At 68.7% G+C, this 10,427-nt stretch carries 10 protein-coding genes and 1 pseudogene; 3 read left to right on the top strand and 8 right to left on the bottom strand.

What is annotated here, in order from left to right; translation table 11 throughout:
• Positions 1–21: 21 nt before the first annotated feature.
• Together ACKOB8_RS03240 and ACKOB8_RS03235 are read left to right on the top strand one after the other, a co-directional pair.
• Complete coding sequence (locus tag ACKOB8_RS03240) at positions 22–390, top strand: hypothetical protein (protein ID WP_526375586.1); 369 nt, start codon at positions 22–24, stop codon at positions 388–390.
• Positions 391–522: 132 nt separating this feature from the next.
• Positions 523–1,848: an HNH endonuclease signature motif containing protein gene (locus ACKOB8_RS03235; protein ID WP_526375584.1), complete on the top strand. Its 1,326-nt coding sequence runs from the start codon at positions 523–525 to the stop codon at positions 1,846–1,848.
• A gap of 27 nt (positions 1,849–1,875) precedes the next feature.
• Here the strand turns inward: ACKOB8_RS03235 and gjpA are convergent, their stop codons facing one another.
• Positions 1,876–3,093, bottom strand: coding sequence for an outer membrane porin GjpA (gene gjpA / locus ACKOB8_RS03230; RefSeq protein ID WP_526375582.1), 1,218 nt, complete (start codon positions 3,091–3,093; stop codon positions 1,876–1,878).
• A gap of 218 nt (positions 3,094–3,311) precedes the next feature.
• Here gjpA and ACKOB8_RS03225 point away from each other — a divergent pair, with 218 nt between their 5' ends.
• Positions 3,312–3,854: a hypothetical protein gene (locus tag ACKOB8_RS03225; protein ID WP_526375588.1), complete on the top strand. Its 543-nt coding sequence runs from the start codon at positions 3,312–3,314 to the stop codon at positions 3,852–3,854.
• 7 nt (positions 3,855–3,861) lie between these two features.
• Here ACKOB8_RS03225 and ACKOB8_RS03220 read toward each other — a convergent pair whose 3' ends face one another.
• The 7 genes and pseudogenes from ACKOB8_RS03220 to ACKOB8_RS03190 all read right to left on the bottom strand — a co-directional run.
• Positions 3,862–4,692 (bottom strand): esterase/lipase family protein, encoded by an 831-nt coding sequence (locus tag ACKOB8_RS03220; RefSeq protein ID WP_526375580.1) that lies wholly within the window; start codon positions 4,690–4,692, stop codon positions 3,862–3,864.
• Positions 4,689–5,324: an MOSC domain-containing protein gene (locus ACKOB8_RS03215; RefSeq protein ID WP_526375578.1), complete on the bottom strand. Its 636-nt coding sequence runs from the start codon at positions 5,322–5,324 to the stop codon at positions 4,689–4,691. Before ACKOB8_RS03215 ends, ACKOB8_RS03220 begins: the two co-directional genes overlap by 4 nt.
• Complete coding sequence (locus ACKOB8_RS03210) at positions 5,321–6,136, bottom strand: SDR family NAD(P)-dependent oxidoreductase (protein WP_526375576.1); 816 nt, start codon at positions 6,134–6,136, stop codon at positions 5,321–5,323. Before ACKOB8_RS03210 ends, ACKOB8_RS03215 begins: the two co-directional genes overlap by 4 nt.
• Positions 6,137–6,172: 36 nt before the next feature.
• Positions 6,173–7,024, bottom strand: a complete 852-nt coding sequence (locus tag ACKOB8_RS03205; protein WP_526375574.1) for a sulfurtransferase — start codon at positions 7,022–7,024, stop codon at positions 6,173–6,175.
• A pseudogene (locus tag ACKOB8_RS03200) lies at positions 7,021–7,674 on the bottom strand (dienelactone hydrolase family protein); the annotation flags it as partial. The gene ACKOB8_RS03205 and the pseudogene ACKOB8_RS03200, both read right to left, overlap by 4 nt.
• Positions 7,675–7,721: 47 nt before the next feature.
• Positions 7,722–9,179: a mechanosensitive ion channel family protein gene (locus ACKOB8_RS03195; RefSeq protein WP_526375572.1), complete on the bottom strand. Its 1,458-nt coding sequence runs from the start codon at positions 9,177–9,179 to the stop codon at positions 7,722–7,724.
• The coding region (locus ACKOB8_RS03190; protein WP_526375570.1) for an adenylate/guanylate cyclase domain-containing protein at positions 9,176–10,427 on the bottom strand (1,252 nt) is incomplete at its 5' end. The genes ACKOB8_RS03195 and ACKOB8_RS03190, both read right to left, overlap by 4 nt.

Here is a 10,427-nt window from a genome sequence, read left to right as displayed (position 1 = left end):
ACTCGCGTAGCATTCGTAGCGATGAACATGCCGCGTGTGATCTTCAGCTTCTCGATCCTCTTCATTGCGCTGGGAGTCGGCTCCTATGCGCTCACCGGAGCCAAGTCATGGACCGCGTTGATCCCGGCGATCTTCGGCGCGGTGCTGGCCGGCGCTGGCGCACTGTCGCTGAAGAATCTCAAGCACGGCGGTCACGCGGCCGCACTGGTCGGCCTGCTCGGATTTGCGGGCACGGCGCGCAGCCTGGGTAAAGTGCCCGCCCTGTTGTCCGGCGAGCCCGTCCAACGCGCCGCGGCCGTCGGCGTCCAAGCCGTCTTCGCGGTTCTGTGCCTGATCTTCGTCGGGCTGTGCGTGAAGTCCTTCGTGGACACCCGCAAAGCGCGCGCCTGACCCGTCAGGTCAGTACAGCTAACCCTCCCGACCCCCCGAATTGTCGGCCATGTCGGCTAATATTCGAACAAGCGTTCGATATTCGGGAGGTGCGCGGCAGTGGCGATCGACCTGGAAGATGCCCTCCAGCGGATGGCTTCTCTCGAGGCCGCCGCGCGCGACGTCGGCGAACTGCCCTGGACGGATCTCCCCGTCGCCACGACCTGCGACCTGCTGGCCCGTCTGGAGCGGGTGATCGCCGCCCTGCCCAGCACCGGCTACAGCGCAATCGCGCGGTTGGTGCAAGCCCGGGTCCCCGCGGGCGGCGGGCGGCTGCGCGACTATCTGGCCGAGGAACTGCACATCTCCGCGACCGAGGCCGGTCGCCGTGTCGCCACCGCGGTCGCACTGGCGGGCCCGCTACCGGAGACCGCCGCCGCGGCCCGGGAGGGACTGATCGGCACCGAGCACGTCCGCATCATCCGCGACGCGCTGTCGATGCTGCCCCCTGACGCCGGACCCGCCGAGCGCTCGCGGCTGGACTGCGAACTAGCCGCGGTGGCCGTCGCCGAGCGCCCCGAGGTCCTGCGCCGCGAATCCGCCCGACTGCTGGCCGACATCGACGCTCGCCACCGCGACCCGATCGCCCGTGACCGGGCGCGCGCGGCCCGGCGCGGACTAACCGTGGGACCGCAGGATCCCGATGGGATGAGCCGCGGGAGGTTCTGCCTGGATCCCGAGGCCCGCGCCTACCTTGAAGCCATACTGGCGAAATTAGCCCGCCCCGGCATGTGCAACGCCTCCGACCCGCTGCCCCGCGTCGATGGCGAACCCGAGGCGAGCGCCGCCGCCACCGACGAACGCAGCATCACCCAGCGCAACCACGACGCCGTGAAAGCTGCCCTGCGAGCGGTGCTGTGCTCCGGCGACCTCGGTCGCCACCGGGGGCTGCCGGTCACCGCCGTGGTCACGATGACTCTCGAGCAACTGGAGAGCTCTGCCGGAGTCGCCATCACCGGAGGCGGGTCGACCGTGCCCGCCGAGGTGGCCATCCGGATGGCCGCCCACGCCCACCACTACCTCTACATCTACGACGAGCACTGCGGACGGCCGCTGTTCCTCGGGCGCTCCCAGCGACTGGCCAGCGCTGATCAGCGCATCGTCCTGCACGCGATCGACGGCGGATGTACCGCGCCGGGGTGCGACCGGGGCGCCTACGAGTGCGAGGCCCACCATCTCATCGAATGGTCGCAGGGCGGCACCACCGACATCGACCGGCTGGCGCTGCTGTGCAAACTGAACCACCGCGACGCCGGGCCGTCCGAGGACCGGTGGCAGGCCCGGCGCCGCTACGACGCCGAATCGCTGGGACAGACACTGTGGTACCCGCCGAGTGAGGTCGATCCGCGCCGACGGCCACGGACCAATCGTCACCACCGACGGCCGAAGCCGCCCGACACGGCACCGGACGCCGCGTAGGCGGGTCCGGTGCCGGGCGTGTCTGGGTCAGCCAGCCCGGCGGGCGGCTGACGCCCGCGAGGCCGACTTGCCGGACGAGTCCGAGTCGGAAGCGCCCGCCTTGTCCGCGGCCGCGCCGCGGCTGCCCCGACGCTGCTCGCGCTTAGCGGACGACGCACCGTCGGACCGGTCGGCACCCGACTGCGGCGCGCTGGCCGCCGCGGTGTCGGTGTCGGCCGCGGCAGGCGCACTGACCTCCTCCGCTGCGGCCGGTTGTGTCGCCGCCGACGCATTCGGGGGCGTGACGGCGATCGCGTCGGCGATCGCATTGTCAATGGTGATCGCCGCCCCGATCGGGCCGATCGGGAAGCCCGGGTCCACGAGATTGATGGCCGGCAGGGGTGCGGGAAGGATTTGGAACGTTCCGTTTGCCGCCACCGAGTCGAAGGCGACGCCGCCCGGGCTGAGCAGCCCGCCCGTGTTCAGGCCGAACTTGGTGATTTCTTGCGGCAGCGTAACTCCAAGCAGATTGAGCACCGGGGCCAGGTCGAGGAACTGTCCGCCGTTGAGGAACGCGCCAACCGCATAGGCCGGGGCGTTGATGAGTTCATTGACCGCGGTGGCGAAATCGGATGCCAACAGCGAGGAGATGATCGCGTTGACGCTGTTCGTCAGCGCAATGACAGGAGAGATCAGCGGACCGAGCGATCCGAGCAGCGCGCCGCTGATGGGCGTCGTGGTGAAGTTGAGGATCGGCTCGAGGGCCGCATAAGTATCGGCGGGCAGCACATCGGGCAGCAACCCGTAGACGGTCTGCTGGCTGAGCTGAATCGGCCCGATTGGCGGCGGAAGAGGAATGGTCTGGAACGGCACGATGGACACGTTCAAGGGATTGGCCACGAACGGCGCCTGCAGGCCGGCAACCGTGCTGCTCACCAGCTGGTTGATGATGAGACTGAAATTGGGCAGCTCACCGACGAAGGTGATGAGGTTGGCGATCACCTGCTGGACGATCGGGAACGGATTAGCCGTGTAGGCAGTCACCAGAGCGACGGCGTTGGCGATGGCTTCCTGAATGGTGTCGACCCACAGCGTGATCGGGTCGACAGTGGCCCCCTGATTGGCCGCGAGGGCAACGGCCAGGGTGCTGATTTCGCGCGGCGCCAGGGACAGGTCGCGGGCCATAGGTGCGACCGGTGTCAGGGCGAGGGCGCTTGCGCCGACGACCGCGACTCCTGCGGTGAGATAAGAGCGGGTTGAGTACACGGTGATTTTCCCCTTGACAATAGACAGCGGTCTGACGGCGGGAATCTAGCAAACAAACCCTCCAGATGATGGGAAATCGGGGAATGGGTTGGGGTGTGGCGGGCGGGGTCAACCCGCCCCGGCCCCGGCGCGGTCCGGAGACAATGGCAGATAATGACTAGGTGGCGAAATCCCTGATCACGCTCGGGCGAGCCGCCGCCGCGCTGGCCGCCGCCGCGATGCTGACCCCGGCCGGCCTGGCGCACGCCGACGACGCGGCGGTGCCGGCGCTGCCCGGTGTCGTCCCCTACCCCTCGAGTTGGGCGCCGAACTACACCGTCTACCCGTTCAACCTGTGGCAGTTCCGGGTGACCCCGGAGCAGATCACCGCCGAGCGAGACGCCTGCCAGTGGTTCAACGCCCAGTACGGCACGCTGCGGGATCAGATCTATGGCCTGCAGCGCGCCCTCGGGGATCGTTCCGATGACTGGACGGCGCCGGGCATCGGGCCGCTCACCGCCGCGGTCAAGGCAAACATCGACCAGTCGGCCGCCTTCCTCGAGCCGCGGGCCCGAGCGCTCTACATCGTCAACTACCCGGACCGCAGTGAGTACTCACCGCTGTTCCAGGGCGACTCGTTCCATTTCCTGTGGTTCCAGCTGACTCAGATCAGCGACAAGATCGCCCAGCAGCTGCCGTCCGGGCAGATCAACGCCAACGTCGCGACGATGAACGTCTACGGCAGCGCCATCGGGGATTCGGGAGTGTGCGACGGGGCCTGATTCGGGGCTACCCGGGCGTGTGCGCCCGGATGAAGTCGATCAGCACCCGGGCGACCTCGTCCGAAAACAGCAACGACAGGTGCCCGTCCCCCTCGATCGCGACGTCGGATCCGCCGCGCGGGGCGATCTCGCTCGTCGTCGGCGGATGCACGATGTTGTCGTGAGTGGAGTAGACACTCAGCGTGGGCGCGGCCACCGGACGCTCCTGACGCTCGACGAGGAACTCCCCGTCCTCACGGAGCTCTCCCCCAACCCTGCCCAGGAGCGGCCCGCGCCACTTCACCCCGCCGTGCGGGGTTCCGACGGTGATGCAGTGGGCCACCCTGCGCGCGCCGTCCGGGGTGTGCGAATACTCCACGCAAACCAACCCGCCCAGCGAGTGCGCGACCAGGGTGACCTGATCGGCGCCGGTTTCGGCGCACACCGATTCGACGAACCTGGCGAGCCTCGGGACGGTGCGGTGGATCGACTGAGTCCACGGGTAGTTGAATCCGTAGAGCGGCCCCAGCGAGGCGTGCCGGAACTTGCGGGCCAGCCACCAGAAGTCCGCCCGGTTCTGAAAGTAACCATGGACGAAAATCACCGGGACCACCGGAGGGGTCGGCGTGCGAGCGCCGGATCCCATGCGGCGGCCGATGACGTAGTAGAACGGCACCAGCGGCTGCGTGATCAGCACGTAGCCCAGCTCGCGCAGCATGGCCCGCGCATGACGCCAGCCCGAGCGCGAGTCGACGTGGCGGGACATCATCAGATACGACGCGAAGAGATAGACCAACGCCGCGGCCACCAGCGCACCGAGCACGCCGAGCAGCAGATACTCAGTGGTGCGCAGCGTCACCGCGCCATGCTATCCAGCCAGTCCCGCCAGCTCGGGGCCAGATCGCTGGTGTTGCGCAGCAGGTCCAGCGCGGCCCGGTCACCGGTCTTACAGGCGAACGCCTGCGCAATGCTGGCCGCGCTGGCCGGGCGGTCGACGACCTCGATGAGGTCACCGGCGCGAACCGGGCCCTCGTCGACGATGCGCAGATAGGCGCCGGGCCGCCTGGCGGCGGCGAACGTCTTGATCAGGCCGGGGCGCTCCCAGAACCCGGTGAGCACCCGGCAGGGCATCCGCGGCAGGGTGACCTGAACCACCGCCCCGCCGATCCGCCACTTCTCGCCGATACGGGCGTTGGTGATGTCGAGGCCGACGGTGGTGAGGTTCTCGCCGAACCGGCCGTTGCCGACCTCGATCTGCAGTTGGCGCTCCCACCAGTCGGCGTCTTCGCGGGCGTAGGCGTACACCGCCTGCCACGGGCCGCCGTGGTGGGTCCGGTTCATCACCGCGTCACCCTCCACCGCGTCGCCGGCCAGCATGCGAGCGCCCTCGACCGGCCGCTTGTCGATGCCGCTGCCGCGGGCGCCGCTCCACTTCTGCCCCGGGTGCAGGTCGGCGGCCACGTTGACCGACAGCAGCCGAGCGGGGTTCACCCGGGCCCTCGCTGGCCCCGCCGATAGGCCCAGCCCAGCATGGCGGTCGCCCAACTGCGTGGCGCCACCTGCACCAGGCCCATGCTGACCCGGTTGGACAGCCCCGGGGTGACGATCGGCTCGCCGCGAAGGCACGCGTCGATTCCCTGCCGCGCCACGACATCCGGACTCATGATCAGCGCCGAGGGCACTGAGAGCTTGGGGCCCTGCTCGGGGTTGTCGAGCATCCGGGTCGCGGTGAAGCTGGGGCAGATCGCCGTCGCCGTGACGCCGGGCCTGCGCCCCCGCTGCTTGGCCTTGAGTTCGTTGGCCAGCGCGAGGGTGAAGGACAGCACATAGGCCTTCGACGCCGCATAGACGTTCTGCTGAGGGATTCCGACCCAGGCTGCGGTGGAGGCGACGTTGAGAATGCGTCCGCGGCCCCGGGCCAGCATGTCGGTGACGAACAGATGGCTCAGCGCGGTCAGCGCCACCACGTTGACGGCCAGCAGATCCTCCTGCTTGGACAGCGCGATCTCGTCGAACGCGCCGTTGTAGAGCAGACCGGCGTTGTTGACCAGGATCTCGACGGGAATGCCCAGCGACTGCACGTCGCGGTGCAGGGCGTGCGCGGCCTGCGGAGCCGCCAGGTCGCAGGGCAGCACCCGGGTGTCGACGCCGTGCGCCGACGCCATCGCGGCGGCGACGTCGCGCAGTTTCTCCTCACGGCGTGCGACGAGAACGAGATTGTGACCCCGTGTGGCCAACTCCCGGCAGAACTCGACGCCGATGCCCTCCGAAGCGCCCGTGATCAGAGCCCAGCTACCGTTCACTTCTCCTCCGGATTGAGCGCGACCCGCTGAGCATAACTAGTCCGAACCGCGCGCGACGGCACGCTCGGGTTCGGCACTCCACTGCGACCACGAGCCGGGAAACAGCGCCGCCCGCACCCCGACAGCGCTGAGCGCGGCGACCACCACCGAGGCGGTGATGCCCGAGCCGCAGTAGACACCGACGGTGCCCGTGGGGCTCACCCCGTCGCCGGCGAAGAGCGAATCCAGATCCCTGCGGAAGGTGCCGTCCGGGGCGAGCAGCGATGTGCTCGGCCGGTTGCGGGCGCCGGGGATGTGTCCGGCGGCGGCATCCACCGGCTCGACATCGCCGCGGAAACGCCCCGGCGCGCGGGCGTCCAGCAGCGTCGTGGCTGCGCCGTCGGCCACCTGCTGGGCGGTCAGGGTCGGGCACGCACCCCGGTAGAGGTCATGGTGTGTCACGGTCACGTCCCCCGGCGGGCGATCCGGCGGCATCCCGCTCTCGAGCTCTCCGCCGGCCCGGACCCACGCCGCCAGGCCGCCGTCGAGTATCCGCACCCCGGCCAGTCCGGCCGCGGTGAGGACCCACCACGCCCGCGCCGATCCGGCGCGGTTGGCATCGTCGTAGACCACGACCGGCTGGCCGGCGCGCAGACCCCAGCGCCGGGCCGCCGCCTGCACCGCCGGTCCCGAGGGCAGCGGGTGTCGGCCGCGGCCGCCACGTGCGGGATCCGACAGGTCGTCCTCGAGCGAGACGTAGACCGCGCCGGGAAGGTGACCTTCCCGGTAGGCCTGCCGGCCGTCGGGCTGATCGAGACGCCAGCGCACATCGAGCACGGCCGGCCGCTCCGCCGAGGGCATCTGCATCAACTCGTCGGCGCTGATGAGCACCCTTTCGCGTGCGCTCACCAGGGCTGCAACGGGATCGGGGTGAGGTGGTCGCAGAACCACAGCCGCGCCAGGTCGGCTACCTGCTCGAGCGTGCCCGGCTCCTCGAAAAGGTGAGTGGCGCCAGGGACCACCGCGATCCGGCACTCGGCTGCAATCGCCTCGGCTGCCTGCCGATTCAGTTCGAGCACCTGCTCGTCCCTGCCGCCGACGATCAGCAGGGTGGGCGAGCGGACATGGGCCAGCCACGCACCCGCCAGATCGGGTCGCCCGCCGCGCGAGACCACCGCGAAAACGTCGACCCCGGGATCAGCGGCGGCCCGCAACGCCGCGCCGGCGCCGGTACTGGCTCCGAAATACCCCACCGGAAGACCGGCGGTGTCCTGCACCGACCGCAGCCACACCGTCACGTCGACAAGTCGGCGGGCCAGCAGTCCGATGTCGAAGACGTTGGAGCGATCCTGCTCCTCCGCACCGGTCAGCAGGTCGAAGAGCAGCGTTGCCAGACCGGCCGACTGCAGCACCTCGGCGACATACCGGTTGCGGGGACTGTGGCGACTGCTGCCGCTGCCGTGCGCGAAGACCACGATGCCCCGCGGCTGCTGCGGGACCGTCAGGTGTCCGGTGACACTCGCGCCGGCCGCTTCGACGACAACCTCGTTGTCACGCAGATTCTCACCTTGGGCCATGTGACCTCCCGACTCTCGCACACCGATGGTCAGCGGACCGTCGTGGACTCCCCCGGCGCAACGGTCCCGTTGTCCGCCGCGTCACCCGGACGGGCATCCTCGAGGGCGCGGTTCACCATCGCCTTGCGCGACTCGATCGCATGACTGAACTCGTTGAGCAGCGCAGGATTCTGCTGCACAATCTCCTCGATCGCTGAGCGGCCGACGCGCAGCACGGTGACCTCATCGAGTGCGTAGTAGGAACCGCTGACCGGCCGGCGGATCAGCGTGCTCTGCCCGAGGAAGGACCCCTGCTCCAACGTCCCGACCTCGGTCTGCGCACTACCTTCAGTGTTGGCGGTCAGCATGACGTAGCCGGAGACGATGAACGAGACGGCGTCGGGTACGGCGCCGGTCCCGAGAATGAGTTCGCCGGCGCCGTAGCACTCCAGGGTCGCGACGGAAGTGATCGCCTGCTGCTGGGTCTTGGTCAGCCGCAGGATCGGGGTGACCACCTCCCGCACGGCCCTGGCGGTCGCCTCGGGATCGGAGAAGAAATCCTCGGCCTCGTCGAGGTGCAGACCCGCACGCCGGGCGGCGTACCAGATCCAGCGCAGGAACGTCGCCTCCGCCGCGGAGTCGTCACCCGGGGTTCGCAGCGGGATGCTGGTCCGGTACTTCACAGTCCCCCGCGGCACGGCGGTGGGCTGGGCACCGGGGCGCAGTTGGGGAAGGCGAGACGCGACGGCGGTCAGCATCGCGCAGACCTGATCGGGGTGGTCCTCCACCGCGAACACGCTCGTGACATCCAGCTCGTAGTGTCCCGCCGGCCGGCTGAGGTTGGTGAACGATTCCCCGGCCAGCACTGACTTCGGAGTGATCTGGGTGCCCTCACTGGTCTGCAGGTGCACCGCGCGCCAGTTCACTTCCACGACGCGGCCCAGTGCCGCCTTCGTCTGTAGCCAGTCACCCAGCCGGAACGGCTGCTCGAACAGCATCAGTAGCCCGGAGATGATCTGGCCGACGGAATTCTGCAGCGTCAGGCCGATCACGATCGACGTGATACCCAGCGCGGTGAACAACCCGCCCACGTGGGCGCCCCAGATGTAGCCCAGGATCAGGCCGGTGCCGATCGCGATCAACCCGAAACGGACGACATCGACGAAGATGCCGGGGATGCGCTGGCGCCAACTGCTGTCGGGCGCACTCTGGAACAGCGCGGCCTTGATCCCCGCGAGGATCAGCATGAGCACCCCGACAGCGGCGAGCGTGCTCACGATGCGTACCGGCGTCGAGCGCTCCGGCATCTGGGTGGCGCCGATCATCAGGATCAGCAGGGCCGCGAGCGGCAGTAGGTAGTTGCGCAGCAGGGTGACCGGCTGCAACAGCACGCTCCCCCGCCTGCGCAGCGTGTGCTGCCACTCGGTGAGCAGCACCAGCCCGACAGGCAGGCCGATACAGACACCGATCGCCCAGTAGAACCAGGACTGGCCGAGGAACCCGCTCACAACCGGCGCCCCGTGACGCGCCAGACCGGTTGCTTGTCACCCGCGACCTCGATTGTGCCGGCGGAGTCAAAGGTGATCGTATCGGCGAGCGCGTCGTAGATCCGGCTGGTGACGTAGATACCGGGTCGGGTCGCACCATCCTTGATCTGCGAGGCGAGGTTGACCGCGGTTCCCCACAGGTCATAGATCAGTGCGGGTTGTCCGACCAGCCCGCTGGTGATCGTGCCGTTGTCGATCCCGGCTCGGAGCTGAATTTCAGTGCCGGCTTCGCTGTTGATCCGGTCGACGATCTGCTGGAGCTCCAGGGCGAACGATACGGTGCGCCCCACGTTGTCGAGTCGCGGTGTGGTCAGACCGCAGCTCCCGAGATAGCCGTTGCGCACCGACCGGACCGCCTCCATGCCGAAGTCGTCGCCGGCCGCGCTGATCTGACGGGAGATCTCGTTGGCGACGGCCAGGAATCGATCAGGCTCCAGATCGGCCTGAAGCCGGTCCAGCCCGACCAGGTCGGCGAAGATGACCGAAACGTTGGGGTGCTCCCGCGGGACGATCTCGTCACCCTGGGTGAACTTCTCGGCGATCACCGGCGGCATGACGGACTTCAGCAGCCTGTCGATCTCCTTGCGATGATTTTGCAGCAGGCTTTCCTTGACCGAGAGGTTGCGGCTCATCTCGTTGAAACTCTGGGTCAGATCACCGATCTCGTCGCGGGTCTCCACCGGAATCGCGACATCGAAATCTCCCGCGCTGATCTTGGCGACACCGGCTTCCAGTCGCCGGATCGGCCGCAGGAAGACCCGGGCGAGAAGGGCGGACAGCAGGCAGACCACGAAGATGATTCCGCTCGTCGCCAGCACCACGGTCCGGGTGAAAACGGCCTCGGGCGCAAAGGACTCGGCGGTGGTGATCTTCGCGATGATCGCCCAGCGGGGATCCCAGGTGCCGTCGATCGGTGCGTACGCCTGGAGTGTCTCCTCTCCGAGGTAGTCCTTGGTGATGGTGGTGTTGACCCGTCCCTTCTCCGCTTCGACGGCGCTTTCGCTGGGTACCGGCTGCACCAGAGTGGTGCCGCGCTGGCGTATGGCGAGATCGGGGATGTCGGGCGGGGTGCCCGCGTCGATCACCCGCAGCCGGTACTCCTCGGGGTTCTCCAGAAACATCCGCGAGTCCGACCTCATCAGCAGATCCTGGCCGACCAGAATGGACTCGCCCGTCTTGCCCAGACCCGACTCGGTCCACTGGCGGTTG

Source organism: Mycobacterium sp., assembly GCF_046091765.1.
Classification (GTDB): Bacteria; Actinomycetota; Actinomycetes; order Mycobacteriales; family Mycobacteriaceae; genus Mycobacterium.
The sequence above is the reverse complement of the archived record's forward strand: the minus strand, read 5'-3'. Positions and strand labels throughout refer to the sequence as shown.